Annotated in this window: 21 protein-coding genes; 7 read left to right on the forward strand and 14 right to left on the reverse strand. The window is 71.2% G+C overall.

What is annotated here, in order from left to right; all coding sequences use genetic code 11:
- Nucleotides 1–155 precede the first annotated feature (155 nt).
- The 3 genes from QSK05_RS30190 to lipB all read right to left on the reverse strand — a co-directional run bounded on the left by QSK05_RS30190 (nt 156) and on the right by lipB (nt 2,744).
- Entirely contained in the window at nt 156–1,109 is a 954-nt protein-coding gene (locus QSK05_RS30190) for a cation diffusion facilitator family transporter (protein WP_502879838.1), read from the reverse strand.
- 155 nt (nt 1,110–1,264) lie between these two features.
- Nucleotides 1,265–1,756 (reverse strand): ArsR/SmtB family transcription factor, encoded by a 492-nt coding sequence (locus QSK05_RS30195; RefSeq protein ID WP_285600777.1) that lies wholly within the window; start codon nt 1,754–1,756, stop codon nt 1,265–1,267.
- Between the two features lie 238 nt (nt 1,757–1,994).
- Entirely contained in the window at nt 1,995–2,744 is a 750-nt protein-coding gene (gene lipB, locus QSK05_RS30200; RefSeq protein WP_285600778.1) for a lipoyl(octanoyl) transferase LipB, read from the reverse strand.
- A gap of 95 nt (nt 2,745–2,839) precedes the next feature.
- Here lipB and QSK05_RS30205 point away from each other — a divergent pair, with 95 nt between their 5' ends.
- Entirely contained in the window at nt 2,840–3,190 is a 351-nt protein-coding gene (locus QSK05_RS30205; protein ID WP_285600779.1) for a nuclear transport factor 2 family protein, read from the forward strand.
- Between the two features lie 110 nt (nt 3,191–3,300).
- Here the strand turns inward: QSK05_RS30205 and QSK05_RS30210 are convergent, their stop codons facing one another.
- Entirely contained in the window at nt 3,301–4,617 is a 1,317-nt protein-coding gene (locus tag QSK05_RS30210; RefSeq protein ID WP_285600780.1) for an NAD(P)/FAD-dependent oxidoreductase, read from the reverse strand.
- A 155-nt stretch (nt 4,618–4,772) separates the two neighbouring features.
- Between QSK05_RS30210 and QSK05_RS30215 the strand changes: the two genes are divergently transcribed.
- Nucleotides 4,773–6,491 carry a serine/threonine-protein kinase gene (locus QSK05_RS30215; RefSeq protein WP_285600781.1) on the forward strand — a complete coding sequence of 573 codons (1,719 nt, stop codon included), beginning with the start codon at nt 4,773–4,775 and terminating at the stop codon, nt 6,489–6,491.
- Between the two features lie 94 nt (nt 6,492–6,585).
- Here the strand turns inward: QSK05_RS30215 and QSK05_RS30220 are convergent, their stop codons facing one another.
- From QSK05_RS30220 to lpdA, 3 genes are all read right to left on the reverse strand, one after another.
- Nucleotides 6,586–7,476 (reverse strand): TIGR01777 family oxidoreductase, encoded by an 891-nt coding sequence (locus QSK05_RS30220; protein ID WP_285600782.1) that lies wholly within the window; start codon nt 7,474–7,476, stop codon nt 6,586–6,588.
- Nucleotides 7,477–7,638: 162 nt separating this feature from the next.
- The gene (gene sucB, locus QSK05_RS30225; protein WP_285600783.1) at nt 7,639–9,393 is read right to left on the reverse strand and encodes a 2-oxoglutarate dehydrogenase, E2 component, dihydrolipoamide succinyltransferase; all 1,755 of its coding nucleotides are present in this window, start codon (nt 9,391–9,393) and stop codon (nt 7,639–7,641) included.
- Between the two features lie 126 nt (nt 9,394–9,519).
- Nucleotides 9,520–10,908 (reverse strand): dihydrolipoyl dehydrogenase, encoded by a 1,389-nt coding sequence (gene lpdA, locus QSK05_RS30230; RefSeq protein ID WP_285600784.1) that lies wholly within the window; start codon nt 10,906–10,908, stop codon nt 9,520–9,522.
- A gap of 329 nt (nt 10,909–11,237) precedes the next feature.
- Between lpdA and QSK05_RS30235 the strand changes: the two genes are divergently transcribed.
- Nucleotides 11,238–11,606, forward strand: coding sequence for a hypothetical protein (locus QSK05_RS30235; RefSeq protein WP_285600785.1), 369 nt, complete (start codon nt 11,238–11,240; stop codon nt 11,604–11,606).
- Nucleotides 11,607–11,688: 82 nt separating this feature from the next.
- Here the strand turns inward: QSK05_RS30235 and QSK05_RS30240 are convergent, their stop codons facing one another.
- From QSK05_RS30240 to QSK05_RS30255, 4 genes are all read right to left on the reverse strand, one after another.
- A complete protein-coding gene (locus tag QSK05_RS30240; RefSeq protein WP_285600786.1) occupies nt 11,689–13,197 on the reverse strand; it encodes a leucyl aminopeptidase in 1,509 nt (502 codons plus the stop codon).
- 133 nt (nt 13,198–13,330) lie between these two features.
- On the reverse strand, nt 13,331–14,182 hold the full coding sequence (locus QSK05_RS30245) for an adenosylcobinamide-GDP ribazoletransferase (protein WP_285600787.1): 852 nt from the start codon (nt 14,180–14,182) through the stop codon (nt 13,331–13,333).
- Nucleotides 14,183–15,577 (reverse strand): nicotinate-nucleotide--dimethylbenzimidazole phosphoribosyltransferase, encoded by a 1,395-nt coding sequence (locus tag QSK05_RS30250; protein WP_285600788.1) that lies wholly within the window; start codon nt 15,575–15,577, stop codon nt 14,183–14,185. It lies immediately after the preceding gene.
- A 76-nt stretch (nt 15,578–15,653) separates the two neighbouring features.
- Entirely contained in the window at nt 15,654–17,189 is a 1,536-nt protein-coding gene (locus QSK05_RS30255; protein ID WP_285600789.1) for a bifunctional adenosylcobinamide kinase/adenosylcobinamide-phosphate guanylyltransferase, read from the reverse strand.
- 108 nt (nt 17,190–17,297) lie between these two features.
- Here QSK05_RS30255 and QSK05_RS30260 point away from each other — a divergent pair, with 108 nt between their 5' ends.
- Complete coding sequence (locus tag QSK05_RS30260) at nt 17,298–17,510, forward strand: hypothetical protein (protein WP_231484712.1); 213 nt, start codon at nt 17,298–17,300, stop codon at nt 17,508–17,510.
- A 46-nt stretch (nt 17,511–17,556) separates the two neighbouring features.
- On the opposite strand, the gene QSK05_RS30265 is transcribed toward QSK05_RS30260, so the two are convergent.
- On the reverse strand, nt 17,557–18,582 hold the full coding sequence (locus QSK05_RS30265) for an aldo/keto reductase family protein (protein WP_285600790.1): 1,026 nt from the start codon (nt 18,580–18,582) through the stop codon (nt 17,557–17,559).
- A 58-nt stretch (nt 18,583–18,640) separates the two neighbouring features.
- Nucleotides 18,641–19,255 (reverse strand): DUF3043 domain-containing protein, encoded by a 615-nt coding sequence (locus tag QSK05_RS30270; protein WP_285600791.1) that lies wholly within the window; start codon nt 19,253–19,255, stop codon nt 18,641–18,643.
- A 599-nt stretch (nt 19,256–19,854) separates the two neighbouring features.
- On the opposite strand from QSK05_RS30270, the gene QSK05_RS30275 reads away from it, so the two are divergent.
- On the forward strand, nt 19,855–20,478 hold the full coding sequence (locus QSK05_RS30275; RefSeq protein ID WP_285600792.1) for a TetR/AcrR family transcriptional regulator: 624 nt from the start codon (nt 19,855–19,857) through the stop codon (nt 20,476–20,478).
- A gap of 205 nt (nt 20,479–20,683) precedes the next feature.
- On the forward strand, nt 20,684–22,045 hold the full coding sequence (locus QSK05_RS30280; protein ID WP_285600793.1) for a dipeptidase: 1,362 nt from the start codon (nt 20,684–20,686) through the stop codon (nt 22,043–22,045).
- Between the two features lie 80 nt (nt 22,046–22,125).
- Here QSK05_RS30280 and nadA read toward each other — a convergent pair whose 3' ends face one another.
- Nucleotides 22,126–23,370, reverse strand: a complete 1,245-nt coding sequence (nadA, locus tag QSK05_RS30285; RefSeq protein WP_285600794.1) for a quinolinate synthase NadA — start codon at nt 23,368–23,370, stop codon at nt 22,126–22,128.
- Nucleotides 23,371–23,400: 30 nt separating this feature from the next.
- On the opposite strand from nadA, the gene QSK05_RS30290 reads away from it, so the two are divergent.
- On the forward strand, nt 23,401–24,567 hold the full coding sequence (locus QSK05_RS30290) for a glycerate kinase family protein (protein ID WP_285600795.1): 1,167 nt from the start codon (nt 23,401–23,403) through the stop codon (nt 24,565–24,567).
- Nucleotides 24,568–24,634 lie beyond the last annotated feature (67 nt).

Below are 24,634 nucleotides of genomic sequence, written 5' to 3' on the forward strand. Positions count from 1 at the left end.
TTCCCGGGGGTCACCCGGGTCTGGCTACTCACCGGCCTGCCGTTGACCGCCGGTCTGGTGGGCAGCGACCCGCACCTGGCCGGCCGTCGCCCTGCCCCAACTCTAAGCGCCCTCGCGGGTGCCTCATTCCAGGCCCGGCGCGGACGTGGGGCTGATCACGCGTGGGTGGGGTGCTCGTGGTCGGCGTGCGTCTCCGCCTCGAACTGGAAGGTGGAGTGCTCGACGTCGAAGTGCCCGGCCAGGCAGCTCTGCAGTTCGTCGAGCATCACGGTGAGGTGCCCGTCGTGGAAACAGTCGTCCTCGACCACCACGTGCGCCGACAGGATCGGCAGGCCGGTCGCGACCATCGAGGCGTGCAGGTCGTGCACCCCGCGCACGTGCGGCACCCCGAGCACGTGGGTGCGCACCTCGTCCAGGTCGACCGTCATCGGGGTGGCCTCCAGCAGCACCGTCACCGCCTGGCGCAGCAGCATCCAGCAGCGGGGCAGGATCAGCGAGCCGATGAGGATCGAGGCCACGGCGTCGGCGCGGTCCCAGCCGGTGATCCAGATCGCCGCCGCCGCGATCAGCACGGCGACCGAACCCAGGGCGTCGTTCACCACCTCCAGGAAGGCCGCGCGGGTGTTCATGTTCTCGGCCTGCCCCTTGAGCAGGATCAGGATCGCAGCGGCGTTGGCCGCCAGACCGATCGCACCGAACACGATCATCCCGGTGCCGGCGACCTCGGGCGGGTCGATCAGCCGTTGCACACCCTCGACCAGGATGTAGACGCCGATCGCCAGCAGTGCGGTGGCCTGCAGAGCGGCGGACAGCACCTCGGCCCGCTTCCAGCCCCAGGTCAGCCGGGCCGTGGGCGGACGCTCGGCGAGCATCGCGACGATCAGCGACAGGGTCAGGCCGGCCGTGTCGGTGAGCATGTGGCCGGCGTCGGCCAGCAGCGCGAGGCTGCCCGTGAGCGCAGCACCGACAGCCTCCAGCACCAGCACTGCGACGGTGAGGCCCAGCACGAGCGACAGGCGTCTCTTCGCCCCCGCTCCCTGCGGGAGGGCGTGGCCGTGACCATGACCGTGACCGGCATCGTCGTTCTGAGAGCTCTGGCCCTTCTGCATCTTCTGAGGGGCGGCCTTGCTCTCCGGGGCGCAGGGGGCCTTCAGCCCGCTGAGGCCGTCGGGCCCGCAGGAAGCCCGCTTCTCCGGCCCGTGCTCAGGTACGTCGTCGTGTGCGTGACCGTGGTCGTGCTCGTGCTCCGGGCCGGGATGCGTGGTCATACAGGGCTCTCCACGTTCTCGTGAGCCAGTTCGAGACCGGGTCGCGGCTCGCTGTTCGTCGGCTGGGCGTGCTGGTGCGTGCCGTCGTGCTCGTGGTCGGTGCGGGCGCGCACCGAGGTGTGATGGAGGACGACGCGCTCGCCGGTGGCCTCGAGGAACGACTCGGTGGCGCCGAACAGGTCGAGAAGTTCCGGCCGGGCCAGCGAGTACAGCGACGCCCGGCCCCGGGCCCGGGACTGCACCAGACCACAGTCACGCAGGCAGGCCAGATGGCCGGAGACCGTGGACTGCGCCAGGCCGAGGTGGGACATCAGGTCGACGACGCGGTGCTCGCCGCGGGCCAGGTGACGAAGGATCAGCAACCGGGTCGGGTCACCGAGCGTGCGGAAGAGGTAGGCCGCTGCGGTGACGTCCTCGTCGCCCTCGGGAGACGTCGCGCTGGCCTTCTGTCCGGCCGCGGCATTGGTCAGCCCAGTTGGTATCGCCATTCGCCGATGATAGCGAGTGGAAGGGGTGGAGGCCAGGGGTTGGTTAGGTGGACCTTGGTCTGTTGGAGTGTCGCAGTGAAGGCGCACAGTAGTCACGTGGGCCCCCTGGAGCTGTGGCTCCTCACGAACGAGGGATCGGGCCGGCGCGGTGGCCTTCCCCCACTTCCCGGGGAAGTGGGGGCACCGCCCGGCCGACGGCCAGGGACTGCGTGATCACGAACCGGAAGGTGGCCATGCCCTAGGGCTGTGTTCGGCTCAGTTCCTGGGTCAGGCTGCTGATGGCGTCGCTGATCGTCTCGATCTTGGGGGCGTCGGCCTTCGGCTTCTTCGGGATGCGCCGGTGGTGGTGGCCGGGCAGGTCGTAGTCGGGCAGGGCGGCCTCGATCAGGGGCAGCATCTCCCGGACGGTGACGTCGCGGCCGGCCTCGGCGCTGAGCGATGTCACCCCGGCGTCGGCGATGCCGCAGGGCACGATCTGCCCGAAGGCACCCAGGTCGGAGTCACAGGTCAGGGAGAAGCCGTGCATGGTGACGCCGCGCGCGACGCGGATGCCGATGGCCGCCACCTTGCGCTCCGGGCGGCCCGCACCCGCTGGGATCCATACGCCGCTGCGGCCCTCGACCCGGGTGCCGTGCACCCCGATGCCGGCGCAGACGTCGATGATCAGCTGCTCGATGCGGCGGACGTAGGCCACCACGTCGACCGGTTTGGCCAGCTGCACGATCGGGTAGCCCACCAGCTGGCCCGGACCGTGCCAGGTGATCTTGCCTCCGCGGTCGACGTCGATCACCGGAGTGCCGTCGAACGGGCGCTCGTGCGGCTCGGTGCGCTTGCCCGCGGTGTAGACCGCCTGGTGCTCGAGCAGCAGCACGGTGTCGTCGGCGCCCGCCGCGACCTCGGCGTGGACCTCACGCTGACGTTCCCAGCCGGCCGTGTACTCCACGGCGTCGGCGCCGAAGCCCAGATGCTCGATCCGCAGCGAACCCATGCCGTCGAGCCTACGCGGCGTTCACCCCCGGATCGTCCGGGCGATCTGTGAGCACCGGCACGGATCCTCAGAGAAGATCACTACGCTTGTCGCCCATGGACGCTCGCAAGGCGCTTCTGATCGACGCGTACCGCTGCTTCAACGGGCGCGACGTCGAGGGGCTGCTGTCGATGATGACGGACGACGTGGAATGGCCGGACCTGCCCGGGGGCAGGGTCTTGAGGAGCAAGGACGAGATCCGCGAGTACTGGCAGGGCCAGTTCGCGGTCTCGGACCCCCAGGCCGTGCCGACGGACTTCGAACCCGGTGCCACCGACGATGAGATCGTGGCCGTGGTCGAGCACGAGGTGCGCGGTCTGGCCGGTGAGGTCCTGGCTGATCAGCACGAGCTACGCCACCGGTACTGGTTCCGCGACGGACTGGTCCGGCGGATGGTTGTGGAGTAGGACGGCGAACTCGCCGGGCTGGGAACGGGTCGACCGGACGTGGCCGGATCGGGCTCACCGACCGGGGAACAGGCTCTGGACCAGGGTGGACTTCCGGCGGCACGGGTCGTTCACCTGGCCCGGAGCGGCTCCCGGGGGACAGCGGGCAGGCCCAGGTCGGCCAGCACCGCATCGGCGGTGCGGCGGCCGGAGACCAGGGCGCCCTGGATCGAGGCGGTGTCGCGGTGGTCGCCCGTCACGAACACCCCTTCGCCCAGGGCGACCGGCTTGCGCACCTGCAGCGGCGCGGGCATGGCGGTCAGGGCTTCGGGCACGGCGTCGCGCCGGACCAACTCCCACCAGTGCGTGGGCTGACCGTAGATCTCGGCCAGCTGGGCCATGACCGCGCGCTCGGTGCTGAGATCGGGGTCTCCGCCGAGCACGGTGGTCGCGATCAGGGCCCGTTCGTCCGGGCTGTAGCTGCGGGCCCGGTTGCTGATGACCAGGGTGTTGACCACCGGCCCACGCCGCTCGCCGTCGACGTGCAGGGCGCCGGAACGGGTAGGCGCCTCGGGGGCCGCGTGCCAGTAGGTGGTGAGGCCGCGTGACTGCACCGCGGGCAGGTCCAGCAGTGTGGTGGCACTACGCGGATCCGTTGCCACCACCACGGCCCGGGCCTGGATGTCACCGGCCTCGGTCTGCACGAGCCCGGGGCCGGCCGACCCGGCCCGCACCCCGTAGTGGATGTTGGGCACCTGGGCGGCCAGTTGTTCCGGCACGGCTCGCATGCCGCGCCACGGAACCGCGGGCGTGCCCCGCACGAACGACCGCACCAGTAACTGCACGAACTGGTGCGAGGTGACCCCGGCGTCTTCGCCCAGCACCCCGGCCAGGAACGGCGCGACCACCTGGTTGCGCAGCTCGCCGTCGACCCCGCGCCGGGTGAGTGCCTCGCCCCAGGGCAGATCCGGTTCGGACAACAGCCTTTCCGGGTCTTTCCGGGCCGCCTCCAGTGCCCAGCGGACGAAAGCAGCTTTCTCGCGCCAGCTTCCGGTGCGCTCACGGAGCAGACTGGCTGCGGTGAGGGGCAGCAGGCCGGGGGAGCGGCGCGGGTCGGCCAGGACCTGACGACCACGTGATCCCGCGATCACCAGAGCGGCCGGGAAGGACTGCAGCCGTAGCGCGCCGACGTCGAGCGCCCGGCGGACCTCGGGGTATGCGGGATTGAGCAGCTGAAAACCCCGGTCACAGAGGAAACCGCCGACCACATCGGTGCGGACGCGGCCGCCGGGAGCGTCGGAGGCTTCCAGCAGAACCACGTCGATACCCCGGCGGGAGAGCTGCCGGGCACAGACCAGACCGGCGAGACCGGCGCCCACCACGACGACGTCGGCGGCCGTGGGTAGTTCGCGCGGAGGTACGGTCTGCGGTGGGCTCTGCTCGGACACGGCGGCCTCCGGTGCTCGTGGTCAGCGGTGCGTTTCCGCCTCGAAGCATGTCAGGTTCGGCGGCTCCGGCAAGGGCGGCCTCTCGGTCCTGTGGATAACCGGCGCCCTGTGGATATCCAAAACGGGCCGTCGGTACTTCGGGGCACAGTGGCGGCATGGATCTCACGCCCTTCGCCGAACCGCCCGAGGTGCCCGGCTTCCGCCTGTCCGCGCTGCTGGGTTTCGGTGCGCACGGCGAGGTCTGGCGGGCCGAAGACCTGGTCCTGGGCGACGAGGTGGCGCTGAAGATCGGGCGCCGCCGGGATCCGGTCGAATTTGGCTCCGAGCAGTCGTTTTCCGGCCCGGAGTACGAGACCTCCCTGCTCTCGCGGATCGAGCACCCGCACATCGTGAGGATGCAGCGGGTGGTCGTGCTTCCCGACGACCACCTGGCGCTCGTGCTCGACCTTGCCGCCGGCGGCAGTCTCGCCGCGCTGGTGGCGGCCCGGGGCCCGCTGCCGCCGGAAGAGGTCGTCACCGTGCTCATCCCGATGGTCTCCGCCCTGGAGCACCTTCACCAGAGTGGGCTCACCCACGGTGACGTCTCGCCGGGCAACATTTTGCTGGCAGCTGACGGCTGTCCCCGGCTGGGCGACCTCGGGGTGGCTCGGATGCTCGGTGAGCGTCACGAGGACGTATGGGGAACACCCGGTTTCATAGATCCAGCGGTGGTGCACACGCTGGCCGGAGACGGTCCGGTAGATGCGGCGGCCCTGCGCGCCGCGGATGTCTGGGCGCTGGCGGCGTCGTGCTGGTTCGCCCTGACCGGCCATCCGCCGGTCCATCCACTCGCGGTGGACTCCGTGGACTCCGCCGACTCGGCCGATCCACCCGACGACCTGTTCCGGGTTCTGGCCCGCGGCCTGGCGGCGGACCCGCAACAGCGACCCGGTCTGTCCGAGTTGGCCGATCTGGCGTGGCGGGCGGCTCGTCCCTCACCGATCCGCTTGAAGAGTGGGGCGGGCGCTCCACCGGTGCGGGAGCTGACGACGCGCCGCGTTCCGCCGCCGCGTCAGAGTGCCCGACCTTCGGTGAAAGAGCCTTCACCAGAGGTTTCTCCGGTGCGGCGGACAGTCCCGGTGACCCGGTTGCTGGCGCTCCTGGCGGCAATCGGTCTGCTCGGCGCCGTGACGGCGGGGGTGGGCCGGCACATGCTGCGGACGACGGGTGCCGGTCCGGTGGCGGCGAGCGGGAGCCGATCAGAAGACGTCGCCGCGGCTCGGTCGGTCCAGGTCACCGAGGGGGAGGCCGGGCCAGGAGAGGCCGGGCTGGGGGAAGTGCGGCCAGGAGGGGCTGGGTCGGGAGAAGTCGGGTCAGGAGTGGCCGGGCTGGGGGAAGCAGGGCCGGGAAGGGCTGGGTCTGGAGAAACCGGGTCAGGAGTGGCCGAGCGGGGGGAAAACGGGCCGGGAGAGATTCGTCCGGGGGAACAACTCGACGTCGAACTGACCGAGGCGCTCACCCGGATCGGCAGGGCCCGCGCCCAGGCGTTCGAGATGGTCTCGCAGCAGAAGCTCGCTCTGGCCGACGATCCGGGTTCGCCTGCTGAACGGGCCGATCAAGGGCTGTTGAAACGCTTACGTCGCAATGGGTACCGGTTGGAGGCTCTGGACTACCGGTTCGGGCGGGTGGAGGTGCTGAAGGTGCGGGGCAGCACGGCACAAGTGCGCGCTGTGGTCAGCACCACGGCACATCGACAGGTTCGTGTGAGCGGTGGCTTCGCCGCCGGCGTGCCCCCGGCCGAGGCCGCGCCCCTGGTGTTCACGCTGCGCGCGGTCGGTCCGGTGCAGGAAGGGGCGGGGCGCTGGCGGGTGCACGACATCCGGAACGGTGAGTGATGTTGCGGCATCGGCCCGGATGTCCTGCGCGGTGTTCTGGGTGGTGTTCTGGGTGGTGGTCGGGAGAGTTACGGGCGAGGGTGAGGCCGGGCGCCTACTGCCCGGTGGTCCAGGCCGCGGCCTTGGCGAGGGTGTCGTGCTCCCAGCGGAAGCCGGCGGCGCGCAGCTTTCCCGGGTCCACCCGCTGGCTGGCCAGCACTTCACCGGCGAACTCCCCGAGCACGGCCTTGAGGGCGAAGGCGGGGGCAGGCAGCAGGGCGGGGCGGTGCAGGGCCCCGGCGACGGCCTTCATCACGTCGATGTTGCGGGCGGGCTCGGGGCCGACCACGTTCACCGGGCCGGTCAGGTCGCCGTCGAGCATGAGTTCCAGGGCGGCGAGGGCGTCGGGCAGGGTGACCCAGCTCCACCATTGGCGTCCGTTGCCCATCGGCCCGGCCAGACCGAGCTTCGCGAGCAGCAGCAACTGCTTGAAAGCACCGCCGTTCGGGGCCATGACCAGCCCGAATCGCGGGTGCACGACCCGGATGCCGACGTCGGCGGCGGGGGCGGCCTCGGCCTCCCACACCTCGACCACGCTGACCAGGAAGCCCGCGCCCGGCCCGGACTGCTCGGTGAGGATCTCCTCGCCGCGTTCACCGTAATAGCCCATGGCCGAACCACTCACGAGCACCCGGGGCGGGGTCTCGAGCGAGGTCAGTGCCCGGACCAGGGTGCGGGTACCCAGGGCCCGGGAGTCCCGGATCTCGCGCTTGTACGCAGCCGTCCAGCGGTGGTCGCCGACGCCGGCACCGGCCAGGTGCACCACGCCCTCGACGCCGGCCAGGCCGTCCAGGTCGACGCTGCCACCGGCCGGGTCCCACTGCACCTCATCGGGTCCGGAGGGAGTTGCGCGCACCAGCTTGACCACCTCGTCCCCCCGCGCGCTCAGGCGCTCGACGAGGGCTGAGCCGATCAGGCCGTGCGAGCCGGTGACCGCGACCTTCATGGGTGTGTCCTTTTCGTTCTCAGAGAATGTCTTTCCGGGCAGGGCCAGGTGGCCCAGCCTGCCGTGCCGCTGACGATCCTGCCTGCTGAGCAGACAAAGGCCGAACGGCCGGTCCCCGTCCCCGACAGGGGACAAGGACCGGCCGGTCGGTCAGAGCCGTTCTCAGAGGCCGAGGTCGCCCTCGAAAGCGCCTTCCTCGAGCCGGGCCTTCATGGTGCCGAGGAACCGGGCGGCGTCGGCGCCGTCGACCAGGCGGTGGTCGTACGACAGCGCCAGGTAGACGATCGAGCGGATGCCGATGCTCTCCGCACCGTCGGAGTCCTTCACCACGACCGGGCGCTTGACCACGACACCGGTGCCGAGGATGCCGGTCTGCGGCGGGAACAGGATCGGTGTGTCGAACAGGGCGCCGCGGCTGCCGGTGTTCGTCAGCGTGAACGTACCGCCGGCCAGGTCGTCCATGCTGAGCTTGTTGGTGCGCGTGCGCTCGGCGACATCGACGATCTTGCGGGCCAGCCCGGCGATGTTGAGGTCACCGGCGTTCTGGATGACCGGCGCGGTCAGGCCCCGCTCGGCGTCCACGGCGATCGCCAGGTTCTCCTGAGCGTGGTAGACCACGTTCTCGCCGTCGATGCTGGCGTTGAGCTTCGGGTGCTGCTTCAGCGCCTCGATCGCGGCCAGGGCGAAGAACGGCATGAACGAGAGCTTCACACCCTCGCGGGCCAGGAACGGGCCCTTGGCCCGGTCACGCAGGCGCGCGATCCGGGTGACGTCGACCTCGACCACGCTGGTCAGCTGGGCGGAGGTCTGCAGCGACTCGACCATGCGCTTGGCGAGCACCTTGCGAAGACGCGACATCTTCTCGGTGGTGCCCCGCAGTTCCGAGACCTGGATCGGCTTCGGCTTGGCCGGCGCGGCCTGGGAAGCAACCGCCGCGGGGGCCGGGGCCGCCTCGGGGGCAGCCGGCCGGCTGGTCTCCTTGGCCTTCGCGGCGTCGATCACGTCCTGCTTGCGGATCCGCCCGCCGACACCGGTACCGGTGATGGCGGAGAGGTCCACACCCTGCTCGGCGGCCATGCGGCGCACCAGCGGGGTGACGTAACCCGGGCCGTCCTGCGACGCGCCGTTGGACGCGGCCGGAGCAGCGGCCGGGGCGGGAGCAGCGGCCGGGGCGGGAGCAGCGGCCGGGGCGGGAGCCGGCGCGGGCGCTGGAGCAGCGGCCGGAGCCGGAGCAGCGGCCGGAGCCGGAGCCGGGGTGGGCGCCGGTGCCGGAGCGGCAGCGGGCTGGGCCGGGGCAGCGGGTGCAGCCGGGGCGCCGGAGCCGATGACCGCCAGAGCAGCACCGACCTCGACCGTCTCGTCCTCGTTCACCAAGATCTTCTGCACGGTGCCGCCGACGGGCGAGGGGATCTCGGTGTCGACCTTGTCGGTCGAGACCTCGAGCAGCGGCTCGTCGACCTCGACCGACTCGCCGACCTGCTTCAGCCACCGGGTGACGGTGCCCTCGGTGACGCTCTCGCCCAGCGCGGGCATCGAGACGGTGGTGCCCTCGTCGCCGCCAGAGGCAGGAGCCTCCGGAGCGGCCGGGGCCTGGGGTGCGGCCTGCTGCTGGGGTGCGGCCTGAGGCTGGGCCGGGGCGGCGGCAGGGGTTTCCTGGGCCGGCTCGGAGGCCGAGGCGGAGCCGTCACCGATGACGGCGAGCTGAGCGCCGATCTCCACGGTCTCGTCTTCCGAGACCAGGATCTGCTCGATCACACCCGCGAACGGCGAGGGGATCTCGGTGTCGACCTTGTCGGTCGAGACCTCCAGCAGGGGCTCGTCGACCTCGACCCGCTCACCCACCTGCTTCAGCCACCGGGTCACGGTGCCTTCGGTGACGCTTTCACCCAGCGCGGGCATCTGCACGGAGTCCGACATCTGTTCTCCGCTCTCCTTCGTGTTTCGTCGGCGTCAGTGGCGCCGTTGAAGTGTTGTGGTCAACCGCTCGGGGTACTGGGAGAGCGGGTACATCTGGTGGTGCGCCTTTGTTTTCAGGTCGTGCTGTCAGGCGTGAGCGTGGAGCGGCTTCCCGGCGAGTGCGAGGTGCGCCTCGCCCAGAGCCTCGTTCTGGGTGGGGTGGGCGTGCACCAGCTGGGCGACCTCTTCCGGGAAAGCCTCCCAGTTGACGATCAGCTGGCTCTCTCCGATGAGTTCCCCGACCCGTGCGCCGACCATGTGTACACCCAGTACCGGGCCGTCCTTCTGGCGGACCAGCTTGACGAAGCCGGCGGTGGCCAGGATCTGGCTCTTGCCGTTGCCCGCCAGGTTGTACTCGTAGGTCTGCACGTGGTCGTCGCCGTGACGCTCGCGCGCCTGTGCCTCGGTCAGTCCGACCGAAGCGACCTCCGGGTCGCAGTACGTGACCCGGGGGATGCCCGACTCGACCAGGGGGGCCGGGCCCAGCCCGGCGATCTCCTCGGCGACGAAGATGCCCTGGGCGAAACCGCGATGGGCGAGCTGGAGCCCCGGGACGATGTCGCCGACCGCGAAGATTCCCTCCACGTTCGTGCGTAGTCGCTCGTCGGTGAGCACGAAGCCCCGGTCCATGTTCACCCCCGCCTCCTGGTAACCGAAACCGTCCGCGTTCGGGCCCCGCCCGACCGCGACCAGCAACAGATCCGCCCGCAGGGTGTCACCGGACTCCAGCGAGACGGTGACTCCCTCGTCGTCCTGCTGGGCCCCGGAGAACCGGATCCCTGTCCTGAACGCTATGCCACGCTTGCGGAAGGCCCGCTCGAGGGCCTTCGACGCGGCCGGGTCTTCCGCGGGCACGAGCCTCGGCAGCGCCTCGACGATCGTCACCTCGGCGCCGAACGATCGCCACACACTGGCGAACTCGACCCCGATGACGCCGCCGCCGAGCACGATGACGCTCTGCGGGACGGAGTCGAGGTTCAGGGCCTGGTCACTGGTGACGATCCGGCCGCCGATGTCCAGGCCGGGCAGCGAACGGGAGTACGAACCGGTCGCCAGGACGACGTTGCGGCCCTGGTAGCGGGTGCCCGCGACCTCGACCGTGCCGGGCGCGACCAGCCGGCCCTCGCCCTCCACGTAGGTCACCTTCGCGGCGGAGACCAGACCCTGCAGACCCTTGTACAAGCGGCCGATGACGCCGTCCTTGTACTTGTTCACGCCGGGCATGTCGATCGCCTCGAAGTTCGCCTTGACCCCGAAGCGCTCGCTCTCGCGGGCCGAGTCGGCGACCTCGGCCGCGTGCAGCAGAGCCTTGGTCGGGATGCACCCGCGGTGCAGGCAGGTGCCGCCGACCTTGTCCTTCTCGATCAGCACGACGTCGAGGCCCAGCTGGGAAGCCCGTAGTGCCGCGGCATAACCGCCGCTGCCGCCTCCGAGGATCACAACGTCGTGGACCTGGCCGGGGCCGGATTCGGACACCTGGGTGCTCCCTCGCGTTTCAACGCCACCGGCGCCCTGGTTGCCGGTGAGCCTGCCGCCATCCTGTCATCACCGGGATGGGTGGTCACGTCGGATCCGCCGTGCCCGGGCCGCGTCATTCGTCACGTCAATGAGTCGTGGGACACAAATACCCCGGTACCGAACGGGTCGGTCGCCGGATTCACGCCATGATCACGCGGCAGCCGGAAGGTGGCTGAGCGGTTCGGTGGGCCGGCGATCGGGAACGGCGCCGCGGGGCGCATCGTTGACGGTGGGAGAAAAGATGAGGAGTCGCGTGAGAAACTCGCGCCCGGTGAGGGAGGTGGCGCATGGGCTGGTTTTCACGACGTAAGGCGGCCCCGGTGGAGAGCCGCGCCGAGCAGCGGGCCGAGGTGAACCGGGTGCGTGAGCACCTCGAGGAGTTCATCCGGAGCCGGCGTGGGGTGGAGGCGTTCGTCGAGCCCGCCACCACGATGAACCCGCCGACGGTGCTGCTCATCGCGTCGACGGGGGAGTGGACGAGGCGCCGGGTGCTGCACCCCGGGGTGCTGCGCGAGCTGTCGGAGCGTCTGATGATCCCGGTCTACGACATTCAGCAGGTGGGTTACCCGCAGCGCATGCGGGACTGGAACGCCCGCGCCAAGCGGGGCGAGCCGCAGCCGGTGGAAGACACCGAACTGCCGCCCTGGCCGCAATAGGCCACCCGATCGTCCTCAGGTAAGACTGCAGGCCCGGCCGAGAACGGCCGGGCCTGCAGTCATGATCGGACGGCGGCAGGACTCAGTGCAGCGGCGTGGTCGCCAGCGACTCGCACAGCGCCACCATCGTGCGCACGCCGTGCCCGGTGCCACCGGCCGGCGTGTAGCCGTAGGCGGAACCCGTGTTGTACGCCGGGCCGGCGATGTCCAGGTGAGCCCACGGGGTCTGCGCGCCGTCGTCCGTGGACGGCACGAACTCCTTCAGGAACAGCCCGGCGACCATCATGCCGCCGAACCGCTCGCCGATGTTCGCGATGTCGGCGACCCGGGAGTCCATGCTGGGGCGCAGTTCCTGCGGCAACGGCATCGGCCAGAAGGCCTCACCGGCCTCTCCGGACACGGTGTGCACCAGATTCCGCAGGTCGTCGTCGTTGGACATGATCGCGGACGTGCGGCTGCCGAGCGCCACGAGCTGCGCACCGGTGAGGGTGGCGATGTCGACGATCACGTCGGGGTTCGTCTCGCCGGCGGCGACGATCGCGTCGGCGAGCACGAGCCGGCCCTCGGCGTCGGTGTTGAGCACCTCCACCGTGCGGCCACCGCGGATCGTGATCACGTCGGAGGGACGCTGGGCGGTGCCGGAGGGCATGTTCTCGGCGAGCGCGAGCCAGCCGGTGACGTGCACGGGCAGGCGGAGCTCGGCGATCGCGGCGACCGCGTGCAGCACCGCGGCCGCACCCGACATGTCGCTCTTCATGTCGTCCATGCTCGCGGCGGGCTTGATCGAGATGCCGCCGGAGTCGAACGTGATGCCCTTGCCGACGAGCGCGACGTGGGTGGTGGCCCCGGTCGGCTTGTACTCGAGCTTCACCAGGCGCGGCGGGCGCGACGAGCCCTGGCCGACCCCGATCAGGCCGCCGTAACCGCCCTTGAGCAGCTTCTTCTCATCGAGCACGGTGACGGTGACCGGCAGGTCCTTGACCACGCGCTGGGCATCGTCGGCGAACTGGGCCGGGAACAGGTCGATCGGCGCCGCGTTGATCAGGTCGCGGGTGCCGTGGACGGCGTCGGCGAGGACCTTGGCGCGGCGGATACCGGCCCGGGCGGCGGTGTTCGCGGCGGCCGGGGCGGACACGACGATCGTGCCGACCGGCGTCTTGACCGAGTCGCCGGTGCGGTAACGGTTGTACGTGTAGGCGCCGAACAGGGCGCCCTCGGCGACCGCCGTGACGTCTTCACCGGTGGTGGTGGGCAGGCCGAACACGACCTTGGCCAGGCCCGCGAGCTCGCGGGTGGCGGCACCGGCGGCGCGGCGCAGGGTCTCGTGGTCGATCTCGGCGGGTGCGCCGAGGCCGACGAGGACCACCGACTTGGCGGACACCCCGGCCACGGGCGGGATGCGGTGCAGCGTGCCCTTGGCGCCGGTGGCGCCCACGGCCTTGACCGCCTGGGTCAGAGCTGTGCGCACCGGTGCGGGGAAGGCCGGCGCCCCGGCGAGCACTGCACCGGCCTTGTTGGTGCCGACCCCGATGACGAGGGCATCGGCGGACTGACTGACAGCTTCCTTGGCGGTGACACTGAGCGTGGGCAACGAGAATCCTTCGACGTCAACGGGCTTTCCGTCGAGAATCCTAGGCCTGTCCCCGGTCGCACCGCAGAACCTGGTGTCGCCCGGGCGCCCGCCGTGCGTGGGGGCGATCACTCCACAGAATGGAGGACGCGTCTCAGCTCGCGTGGGTGGACACGATCAGGGCCAGCGCAGCCACCGCCGTGCCGATCTCGACCCCCGCGCCGATGATGTCGCCGGTGATGCCGCCCAGACGCCTCGTCGATCGCCGCACCAGTACCTGAGCTGCGACGACGGTCGCCACCACGGCCACCGGCCCGGTCCACCAGATCAGCCCGGCGGCCCACCCGGACAGGGCGGCGACCAGGGCGGTCACGATCAGGCAGGCCACCAGCAGCGGGTTCGGCACGGACCCGGCGACCATGGCTCCCAGACCCTCCGGGCGGGCCGGGGGAACACCCGATCGGCAGATCACCGGGATCGCGACGCGGGCCGTCATCGCCACGGTCACCACGGCGAACGTGGCCGCCAGCTCGCCGCGCCAGCTGTCCGGCACCGTGAGGCTCGCGGTCACCAGGACCTGGTTCAGGGCGGTGACCTGCAGCATCAGCACGATGACGACCATCACCACGCCGGCCGGTCCGCTGTCGCCCCGTCGCATCACGGTCAGCGCCTTGTCCCGGTCGTAGCTGGCGGTGAACCCGTCGGCGGTGTCGGCCAGCCCGTCCAGGTGCAGCGCCCGCGTGCTCAGTGCGAAGACTCCCACCACCAGCACGGCCACCACCAGCGAGGTGATGCCCAGCCGGATCGCGGCGAACGCCACCAGCCAGCCGGCCAGCCCCGGGACGATCCCGGCGAGCGGGGCGAACGCCATGGCCCGGCCCGGTACGGGTGGGGCGACGGTGGTCGGTGGGGGGACCGGGAAGGCCGTCAGGGTCCCGAACGCGAGCCTGAGGGCATCGACCAGGACTCCCCCGGGAGAGTCCGTCTCAGCGCGCGACGTGGGCACTCAGCGCCGCTCGCCGGTACCGGTGGGGCGGTCGTCGCCGGATGCCTGGCCCGGATGCGGGCCTGGGGGTAGAGCGGACTCGTCGGCCAACGTCTCGTGGCTCACTGCGCGGGGGGCTTCGGGGGTGCTGGGGGAATGGGTGGTGGCGGTCGTGGGGGGATTCGGGGTGCCGGCCTCGGTGTCCGGCTCGACGCCGGAGACAGGACTGGCGCCATCGGCCGGTGCGTCGAAGTGCGCGGCGTCCCGTGCCGGATCGGGGGAGGACGCAAGGCCTGACGTCGCGGTGCCCGGAGCCACGGTGCCCGGCGGGTCCTGCTCGTCCGGCCCGGGGATCGCCTCGAAGGCGGACCCGCCGTCGAAGTCCGGGTCGGGCAGGGCACTCACGAAGTCCGCGCCGTCGATCGCCGCGGCGTCCGGCTCCTGCGTTCTGCCGGTGACCAGGGCTTCTTCGGTGACCGGGGTCGCTTCTGCGGGCAGGGCCTCGATCACGCCCACTTCCTCGGCCCCGGCGACCGGTTCGGCGACGTCGGAAGCGGGGGCGTCGTCCTCCATGTCGTCGTTGCGCTCCTGCGCCCGCAGGACCGCGGTCTCGAGGAGCTGGAGGGTGAGCCGGGCGCCGGTGCCGTCGCCGTCGTCCAGACCGAGGTCGGTGACGGCGACGAGACGCAGCTCCTCGAGCATCCTGCGGGTCAGCACGGCGCCGCCGGAGTCGGCGGCCAGCCACCAGCTGCGGGCGGCGGGGGCGAGGCGGGCGGCGAGCAGGGCGCACGTGGTGGCGATCGGGCCGTCGATGATCGCGGGGGTGCGGCGGGCGGCGGCCTGCAGCAGCAGACCGGTGCCGGCCAGAAGTTCCCGGTGCTCCAGGAGCTGGAGCAGGCGCAGCGGGTCTTTACGGTTGCCGTGCACGGCCTTCAGGCCGTCACGGATCCGGGTGACCCGCTCGATCCAGGTGCGGTCACTCATGCCGGGGGTGGGCCAGCCCATCGCCTCGACCGCGTCCAGCCCGAGCACCTGCGCCGCCGCGACCTGCCAGGCGGTGTCGTCCGGACGGGCGGGGATGCTGAGCAGGATCAGGTCGGTGCCGTCGTCCACGGCGTCGTCGGCGGTGGCCAGGCCCCAGTCGATGGCATCTTGTGCCTCGCGGGGTGCGGTGAAGCGGTGCAGCACGACCTGCGAGCGCACCGGCCCGGCGGTGCCGGTGTGGGGCAGCCAGAAGTGCTCGACCCGTTGGGGGAGCTGCCGGCCGACCACTTCGGCCCACCACCGGGTCAGTTCGTCGAGCCGGTCACCGCCCGGCGAGGGCACGCCGTTGCGGGGGCGGGCCCGCATACCGCCCGACGATCCGTCGGGCGTGGTGACGAGGGCCGCGATCCGGTTGAGTTCATCCACCTGCACGGCGCCCATCATGACGGTCCCGGCGCCGTGCTGCCGCACGGGGCCGGTGAACGGGGCACACCGATAGGGAAGGCTGTCACGCCTCCGCTCGCAACAACCGTCCGGCGACGATGACGTGGACGTCTTCACTGGCCTCGGCCAGCTTGCCGTTGAGCCGCCCCAACTGGTCACGGAACAGCCGGCCCGACTCCGTCGACGGCACGATCGACCAGCCCACCTCGTCGGACACGGCCACCAGCGGCCCCGACCGCTCGCGCCAGGCCCGGAGCAGGGTCTCGGTCTCGGCGTCGAGCTGTTCCTTCCAGCCCGGCCGGTCGTCCCACGCGCCGCAGCGGTCGAGGACGCCGCTGAGCCAGGTGCCCACCGAGTCCAGCAGGATCGCCCGGCCGTCGCCGGTCAGCGGTCCGGCGACGTCGATGGTCTCCAGCGTGCTCCACCAGTCCGGGCGGCGTTCCTGGTGCCGGCGCACCCGGGAGGCCCACTCGTCGTCCTCGGGATGCTCGGTGGGGGACGAGCCGTCGCCGGTGGAGGGGGTCTCCTCCCCGGATCTCACGGGCTTCGGCCCGGTGGCCAGGTAGACCACCTCGGGGGCGGCGGACAGGAGCTGCTCGGCGAACGCGGACTTGCCCGACCCCGACCCGCCGAGCACCAGAACGCGCCCGAGGCGCGGGAGCGGGGAGCTCTGCGGATGGGGGAGGCCGGGAGCGGTTCCGGCGACGGCCAGTTCGGCCCCCCAGGCGGGAAGGCAGGCCTGTAGCCGGGCCGGATGGGTCTCCCGGTGACCGAACCCGACGAGCAGGCAGCGGGTGTGCTCGCCGATCACGCCCCGGGCCCGCAACCGGGCGATCGTGCGGGCACAGCCCAGCGACGGCATCTCCCCGGACGGGGCGGAGGACTCCGGTTCGGGACCCAGGATCAGGGCGTCCGGTGGCCGGTTCACCGACCGGGGGCCGGTCGGCAGAGACCCTGTTGCCTGAGGGTCGGCGGACAGAAGGTCGGCTGCTGGCAGAAGGTCGGCTGCTGACAGGGGGTCGGATGAGAGCGGGCCCGTCGGCCGCGGGTCAGCAGGTAGGTCATCGGCCGGCGGAGGGGTCGGCGGGGAACCCGTCGACAGGGCTGCGAGCGCGTCGATGGTGAGGTCGCCGATCGCGCCGGCCTGGGGCGCCCAGACCACGGTCAGGTCCGCCGCCCGGATCAGGACGACGCCCTCGCCCAGGGCCTCGAAGCGGGTGCCGGGTGTGGCGCCGTCGAGGGTCAGGACCCGTCCGGGCTCGAGTTCGTGCAGGGTGCTGACCGGGTGACGGGGAACGGGGTGACGGGGAGAGGCGACCGGCTGCGGACCGGAGCCGGTCGGGCTGTCCGGACTGTTCACGGCGGGGACTGCGGCCGGGAAGTCTTCTTCTTCCAGACCCGTGTCGATCATCCCGCCGGCGGGATGCGCACCGGTCACCGTGACCACACCGTCCACCGATATCTCCCACCCGCTGGAGGAGACGAGGCGGGCCGGTTCGGCCGTGACGCCGTCGCGCCGGGCCCGCGCGCACACGGCGCAGGGGCAGTCCGGCACCGGGAAACCCTCGGCCGGGCCGGTTCCGGTGAGTGTGAGCCGCATGTGTCGCCTCTTTCGCCGAACGGTCCGGACCGGCGGTCGCCGGAAACCGGGAGGAACAGGTGCGGAACCTGATGGCTCCGGGGAGTGATTCACACGTACCGTAGGCACGTGAATTCATGGACCTGGCAGTACGAGGCAGCGGACGGCTCGGTCATGACGGGCCCGGAACTTCCCCGCACCGGATTCCCGAATCAGGCCGACGCGGAGAGCTGGGTCGGCGAGAGCTGGCACGACCTGCTCGCCGCCGGTGTGGAGCAGGTGAACCTGTTCAATGCCGATGACAAGATCTACGGCCCGATGAGCCTGCGCCCTCTGGCCTGAGTGCCACCGGAGCCGGCCGTTCGCGGGCCGGCTCCGGTGAGAACTCTCAGACGCGCGGCTGCACCGGCGGCCGGCCCTTCGGTGCGCGCCGGCTGGTCCAGGTGGCGTCGCGATTGACGATGTCGCCGAGCACCTCGTCGATGCGGGAGAGCTGGTCTGCGTCGAGCTTCACCCCGACCGCGCTGACGTTCTCCTTCACCTGCTCGGGCCGCGAGGCACCGATGATGGCGGAGGCGACGTTCTGGTTCTGCAGCACCCACGCCACACCGAGCTGCGCCAGCGACAGGCCGGCCTCCGCGGCGATCGGGGCCAGGCCCTGAACCCGCTGCAGCACGTCGTCTTTCATCCAGCGGGAGATGAAGTCGGCGCCACCGTTGGTGTCGGTCGCGCGGGACCCGGCGGGCGGGGCCTGGCCGGGGAGGTACTTGCCGGTCAGGATGCCCTGGGCCAGCGGTGAGAAGACGATCTGCGAAACGCCCAGGTCACGACTGGTGGGCACCACCTCGTCCTCGATGACCCGCCAGAGCATCGAGTACTCCGGCTGGTTCGAGATCAGGTGGATGCCCAGGTCGTCGGCGAGCACGCGGCCCGCGCGGATCTGGTCGGCGGTCCACTCGCTGACACCGATGTAGAGCGCCTTGCCCGACCGCACCACGTCGGCGAACGCCAGCATGGTCTCTTCGAGCGGGGTCTCGGCGTCGAAGCGGTGTGCCTGGTACAGATCGACGTAGTCGGTCTTCAGCCGGCGCAGGGAGCCGTTGATCGACTCCATGATGTGCTTGCGCGAGAGCCCACCGTCGTTGGCGCCCTTCGGCCCGGTCGGCCAGTAGACCTTGGTGAAGATCTCCAGGCTCTCGCGGCGCTCGGAGGCCAGGGCGTCGCCGAGGACGACCTCGGCGGCGGTGTTCGCGTACGTGTCCGCGGTGTCGAACGAGGTGATGCCGACGTCGAGCGCGGCCCGCACGCACTGGGTGGCCACGTCGTTGCCCACCTGGGACGCGTGGGTGATCCAGTTGCCGTACGTCAGCTCACTGATTTTCAGGCCACTGCGGCCGAGATACCGATACTCCATGCGGGGGAGCCTATTGCGCTCCCCCGACAGACATGCGTCGGCACTGGTCAGAGCTGGTTCAGGAGGGGAACTCGCCCCGCGCGACCATCGGCTTGGGCATGCGGCCCCGGCGGAACTGCAGAGCGCGCATCATGCCGTAGGTGCCGGCCCCGGGCGCTCCGACACCGGTACGACCCTCGAACTTGGTGTCGACGAGCTTCTGGATGCGTCGGCGCAGCAGGTATGAGTCGATGGCCACGATCAGCACGAAGCCGTAGAGCAACACGATCCCGAACGTCCGCAGTGCGATCACGTTCACCATGCCGAGCACCAGGGAGAACAGCGCGATCGGCAGGAAGTACTCGCCGATGTTGCGGCGGGCGTCGATGTAGTCGCGCACGTAACGGCGGGCCGGGCCCTTGTCCCGAGCCGGCATGTAGCGCTCGTCGCCGCGGTTCATCGCCTCGCGGGCCTTGAAGCGCTCCTCGCGGGAGGCGGCGGAGCGCGCCTGCCGGGCAGCCTTGCGCTCGGCCCGGGTGGCCCCCTTCGGGGCCGGCGGCGTACCGATCAGGGGACGCCGGTTGCGCGCCTCCGACTCACGGCGGCTGGGGGTGGGGCGGCCTTTGCCCCCCGCCTTGACCACCTGATCGGCCTGGGGCTCCTCAGGAGCGGCGGTCTTGTCACGTCCGAACACGCCATCAGGGTAACTGCCCTGAGTACGTGCTGGGCCCGGCCCTGGGCCGGGGAAGGTCTCGAACCGGTTCCGGATGCTGTGACGGATCGTGCGACGGATGCCGGGACAGATCTTCCGGACAGATCTTGGGGTCGGTCCGCCGGCGGATCCCGCGGTGAGTGCGGGACGGGTGGGGCACCGGTTCGGCAACGGAGAGGAACCGGACCGGAACCGGCTGTGCGAAGAAGCGGACAAGGGCCCCCCGGACGTGGGAATGTTGATCCGCGGTCATCGTGCTTCCGCAGCCCGCCGGGCGGGTCGGCAGCGATGGTGCACGGTGCCGTACGCGGGGAATGGCCGGTCGAGGAATGCGGGCCGGCAGCAACGGGGTGGCAACGGAACGACGCGTGGAGGGACCGCGACGTCACCGGGCCGGTTCGCCGCGGGCGTCACGAGTCACGCACGACACGACGTTGCACAACGGGAGGCACGTCCCACTCACCCGACGGGCATTCGTGGGACAGCTCCCGGGGCCGAACCTCTCGGTGCCCGGGCTCGTTGGAATCCAAGGCGTCGTGCACTGTCCGTATTCGAGCAACAACAGCCAATGGGGGGTCGAGATGCCGGTCATTCAGCGGCGTGCCCAGGACACCCGCTCAGCGTTGCTGCACGCCGCTCGGCAGGTGTTCGCCGACGTGGGGTACAGCGATGCGAGCGTTGCCGAGGTGGTGTCGCGGGCCGGGTCCAGTGTGGGCAGCATGTACCACCACTTCGGTGGTAAAGCCGATCTGTACACCGCGCTCTACGACGGTTTCCAGACCAGGCAGGACGCCCGTGCCGACGGCGCGGTGCGTGAGGCCATGGCGGAGGGCGAGTGGGACCCGGTCGCCCTGATGGCCGCCGGTTCCCGGGCGTTCCTCCAGGGAGCCTGGGCCGAGCGGGATCTGGCCCGGTTGTTCCTCACCGGCGATGGTCCGCCCGGGTTCGACGAGGTGCTGCGCAACGGCTTCACCGGCTGGGCGCAGCGCGGCGGAGCCGGCCTGAGGTCGGCCGACGGCCGACCGCTGAACCAGGCTCATCTGCTGGTCATCGGCTCGGTCATCGCGGCCGGGGCCCGGGAGGTCACCAACCAGGCCGACTCGCTCGCGGCGGCCGCCTTCACCGAAGATCTCGTGGGCATGCTCGACCGGCTCTGTCAGCCGGCCGGCCACCGCGAGCGTGACCTGGCCGAACAGCCGGGCTGAACACAGCTTCAGGGCTGAGTAGGGCACCCGGGCCGACCTGGTCCGGGCAGTGGTTTCAGCAGTAGCTCAACGGGGTCATCCCGGTTGCCACCTGCTTCCGGATGAAGACACATCACCGGTTCACGTCCTGACCGGACGTGGGTCACACGCACAACGCAGCGACGGTGTTTCGCGCCGCACCGTCGCTGCTGGATAGTTTCGGGGGATGAGCCACGAGCCGTATTCCCCTGATGTCGAGTCCCTCCGTCTGCGCCTGGCCGGGCTGATGCCCGCGGTACGGGCCGATCTGGAGCGACTTGTCCGGATCCGGAGCGTGTCTGCCGATGCGTTCGACCAGTCCACGTTGGAGGACAGCGCCGCCGCCGTCGCTGAACTACTGCGGGGTGCCGGTATTGACGACGTCGAGATCCTCCGCGCCGAAGGTGGCCGTCCGGCCGTCGTCGGCCGCCGTCCCGGTCCCGAGGGTGCCCCCACCGTGATGCTGTACGCGCATCACGACGTTCAGCCCCCCGGTGACGAAGAAGCCTGGGAGACACCGGCGTTCGAACCCACCGAGCGCAACGGCCGACTCTACGGCCGGGGTGCCGCAGACGACAAGGCCGGGATCATGGCCCACGTCGCCGCCCTACGCGTGCTGGGCGACGAGCTCGGCGTCGGGCTGGTCGTCTTCTCCGAGGGCGAGGAGGAGATCGGCTCGCCGACCTTCACCGCCTTCCTCAACGAGTACCGCGAGCGCCTCGAGGCCGACGTGATCGTCGTGGCCGACTCGGCGAACTGGAAGGTCGGCGTCCCCGGCCTGACCACCACGCTGCGAGGCCTGGTCGACGGCACGATCACGGTGCGCACCCTCAAGCACGCCGTGCACTCCGGTCTCTACGGTGGCCCGGTTCCCGACGCCATGATGGCGACCGTGCGCCTGCTCGACTCGTTCTGGACGGCGGACGGCACCCTCGCGGTCGCGGGCCTGGTGTCGGGCGAGAGCGAGCCCCTGGACTACCCCGAGGCGGACTTCCGCTCGGACTCGGGAGTTCTCGATGGTGTCGAGCTGATCGGCACCGGCACGCTGACGTCGCGGATCTGGACCCGCCCGGCGATGACCATCATCGGCATCGACGCGCCGACCGTGGCACAGGCGTCGAACACGCTGAACCCGGCCGTAACGGTCAAGTTCTCGGTGCGTATCGCCCCCGGGCAGGAGCCGGCCGCGGCGATGGCGGCGATCCGGGCGCACGCCGAGGCCAACGCCCCGTTCGGCGCACAGGTCGAGGTGAGCGAGGGGGAACAGGGGCACTCGTTCCGGGCCGACCTGGAGGGGCCGGTCTACGACGCCGCTCGCTGGGCCCTGGAGAAGGCCTGGGGCACGGCGCCGGTCGGCATCGGTATCGGCGGCTCGATCCCGTTCATCGCCGATCTGAAGGAGCTCTACCCGAAGTCGACGGTGCTGCTGACCGGGGTGGAAGACCCGGACTCCCGGGCCCACGGCGCCAACGAGTCGCTGCACCTGGCCGAGTTCGAGCGGGCCTGCCTGGCCGAGGCCCTGCTGCTCGCGGCGCTCGCGGAGAAGTAGGCAGCGGGGAAGGTCAGCATGATCGCGAGCGAAGGAGTTCGTCCGTGATCATGCCGACCTTCCCGGCCGGCACGCCGGTCTCAGATACCCGGCAGGGCCAGCATCTGGTCGAGACCCACACGGGCCCAGTGGGCGACGTCGGGGTCGACCACGATGCGGTTGACGCTGCGCCCGGCCGCGAGTGACTCCAGGGTCCACACCAGGTGCGGCAGGTCGATGCGGTTCATCGTCGAGCAGAAGCACACCGTGCGGTCGAGGTAGGTGATCTCCAGCTCGGGGTGGGTGCGGGCCAGGCGCCGCACCAGGTTCAGTTCGGTGCCGATGGCCCACGAGCTGCCGGCGGGAGCCGCCTCGATCGTGCGGATGATGTACTCCGTCGACCCGACCTGGTCGGCCGCCGTGACCACATCGTGCCGGCACTCCGGGTGCACCAGCACGTTGACGCCCGGCACCCGCTCACGCACCGCGGTGACGTTGTCCGCAGTGAACCGGCCGTGCACCGAGCAGTGCCCGCGCCACAAGATCATCCGGGCGTTCTTCAGCTGCTGGGGAGTCAGGCCGCCCATCGGCTTGTGCGGGTCGTAGACCACGCAGTCGTCCAGGGAGAAGCCCATCTGCGAGACCGCCGTGTTGCGGCCCAGGTGCTGGTCGGGCAGGAACAGGACCTTGCCCCGGCCCTCCGGGCGGCGGCCGAACGCCCAGGTCAGCGCGACCTGCGAGTTCGACGACGTGCACACCGTGCCGCCGTGACGACCGGTGAAGGCCTTGATCGCGGCCGAGGAGTTCATGTAGGTCACCGGGATGACGTCCTCGGCGATGCCGGCCTCGACCAGGGTGTCCCAGCACTCCTCGACCTGGGCGATGGCGGCCATGTCGGCCATCGAGCAGCCCGCGGCCAGGTCGGGCAGCACGACCTGCTGGTGCGAGGCGGTCAGGATGTCTGCGCTCTCGGCCATGAAGTGCACACCGCAGAACACGATGAACTCGGCGTCCGGCCGGTTCGCGGCGTCGCGGGCGAGCTTGAACGAGTCACCGGTGACGTCGGCGAAGTCGATCACCTCGTCGCGCTGGTAGTGGTGGCCGAGTACGAAGGCGTTGCTGCCCAGGGCCTGGCGCGCGGCCCGGGCCCGGGCGACCAGGTCGGGGTCGGAGGCGGCAGGCAGGTCGCCGGGGCACTCCACGCCACGCTCGCTGCCCAGGTCTTGCGCACGACCCAGGAGAAGCAGAGCAGCGGGGGTGGAAGCCGGTTCGGCGAACGAGGGAGTGCCCTGATCCAGGGACGCCGGTGCGAGCGTCGCGACCGGTCCATCGGTCCTCGTAGTCATTCGGTCATCATCCCATGACATGATTTTCGCGTGCGTGTGGTAATCGCTCCGGACAGCTTCTCCGGCACCCTGACCTCCCCGGCTGCGGCGGAGGCGCTCGCCGTCGGCTGGCGGCGCCATGCACCCGACGATGACCTGGACCTTTGTCCTTTGTCCGACGGCGGGCAGGGCTTCGTCGACGCCCTGTCGGCCGGGCTCGACGGCCGCCTGATCCCGCTCGAGGTCACCGGTCCGGCCGGTTTCCCCGCTCTCGCCGTGCTTTTCGTCACAACGGAGAAAACCGGGCAGGTCACCGCATATCTCGAGTCCGCCCAGGCCTGCGGGCTCGACCTGGTGCCGTCCGACAGGCGCGACCCCGGCACCGCCTCCAGTACCGGCCTGGGCACCCTGATCGCCGCCGCGGTCGAGGCCGGCGCCTCCCGGATCGTCGTCGGCGTCGGGGGAGTGGCCACCAACGACGGCGGCGCGGGCATGCTCGCGGGCCTGGCCGGAGCCTTCGGCCTGCCCGGCGCCCGGGCGCTCGCCGAACGGCTGGCCGGCGGCGTCACCGCGCTGCGCGGCATCACCCCGCCGGACCTGGAGGTGCTCAACCCCCTGCGCGAGCGCCTGGCCGGTATCGAGTTCGTCGCGGCCACCGACTCCGACGTGGTGCTGCTCGGCTTCAAGGGCGTCAGCGCCCTGCACGCGGTCGCCAAGGGGGCCACCCCGGAGCAGGCCCAGGAGCTCGACCTGGCGCTCGCCGACTTCGCCCGGGCCGCCGTCGACGCCACCGCCCAGCCCCAGAAGCTCGTCGCCCTGGCCGGTGCGGGCGCGGGTGGTGGTCTGGGGTTCGGGCTGTTCCTGCTCGGCGCCACCCGGGAGATCGGGGCGGTCCTGGTGGCGGACGCCGTGGGCCTGTCCGGCCGGCTCGAGGGAGCCGGGGTGGTCGTCACCGGTGAGGGCAACCTGGACTGGGAGTCGCTGCGGGGCACGGTGATCACCGCCGTCGCGCGGCTCGCGCAGGAGCAGGCGGTGCCCACGGTCGCGGTCGCCGGGCAGATCCAGGTCGGCCGCCGCGAGCTGCTCACGGCCGGGGTCGAATCGGCCTATCCGGTGGCCCGCAACCCGGCCGAGGTGCGGGCATCGCTCGCCGATCCGGCCGGGCGGCTGGCCGACCGGGCCCAGCGGGTGGCCCGCACCTGGTCGCCGCGCCGGTGACGTACGCTGGAATAGCACGGACATGGTGACGCCGCCGCCGTTCAGTGTGAATCTGACGGCAGATTCG

It is taken from the genome of Kineosporia sp. NBRC 101731, from assembly GCF_030269305.1.
In the GTDB taxonomy this organism is placed as follows: domain Bacteria; phylum Actinomycetota; class Actinomycetes; order Actinomycetales; family Kineosporiaceae; genus Kineosporia.

Bases quoted from the DNA above. Each gene is read 5' to 3' on its own strand.
- QSK05_RS30190 (WP_502879838.1), bottom strand. From the start codon at position 1,109: ATGCAGAAGGGCCAGAGCTCTCAGAACGACGATGCCGGTCACGGTCAT.
- QSK05_RS30195 (WP_285600777.1), bottom strand. From the start codon at position 1,756: ATGGCGATACCAACTGGGCTGACCAATGCCGCGGCCGGACAGAAGGCC.
- lipB (WP_285600778.1), bottom strand. From the start codon at position 2,744: ATGGGTTCGCTGCGGATCGAGCATCTGGGCTTCGGCGCCGACGCCGTG.
- QSK05_RS30205 (WP_285600779.1), top strand. From the start codon at position 2,840: ATGGACGCTCGCAAGGCGCTTCTGATCGACGCGTACCGCTGCTTCAAC.
- QSK05_RS30215 (WP_285600781.1), top strand. From the start codon at position 4,773: ATGGATCTCACGCCCTTCGCCGAACCGCCCGAGGTGCCCGGCTTCCGC.
- QSK05_RS30220 (WP_285600782.1), bottom strand. From the start codon at position 7,476: ATGAAGGTCGCGGTCACCGGCTCGCACGGCCTGATCGGCTCAGCCCTC.
- sucB (WP_285600783.1), bottom strand. From the start codon at position 9,393: ATGTCGGACTCCGTGCAGATGCCCGCGCTGGGTGAAAGCGTCACCGAA.
- QSK05_RS30235 (WP_285600785.1), top strand. From the start codon at position 11,238: ATGGGCTGGTTTTCACGACGTAAGGCGGCCCCGGTGGAGAGCCGCGCC.
- QSK05_RS30255 (WP_285600789.1), bottom strand. From the start codon at position 17,189: ATGCGGCTCACACTCACCGGAACCGGCCCGGCCGAGGGTTTCCCGGTG.
- QSK05_RS30265 (WP_285600790.1), bottom strand. From the start codon at position 18,582: ATGGAGTATCGGTATCTCGGCCGCAGTGGCCTGAAAATCAGTGAGCTG.
- QSK05_RS30275 (WP_285600792.1), top strand. From the start codon at position 19,855: ATGCCGGTCATTCAGCGGCGTGCCCAGGACACCCGCTCAGCGTTGCTG.
- QSK05_RS30280 (WP_285600793.1), top strand. From the start codon at position 20,684: ATGAGCCACGAGCCGTATTCCCCTGATGTCGAGTCCCTCCGTCTGCGC.
- nadA (WP_285600794.1), bottom strand. From the start codon at position 23,370: ATGACTACGAGGACCGATGGACCGGTCGCGACGCTCGCACCGGCGTCC.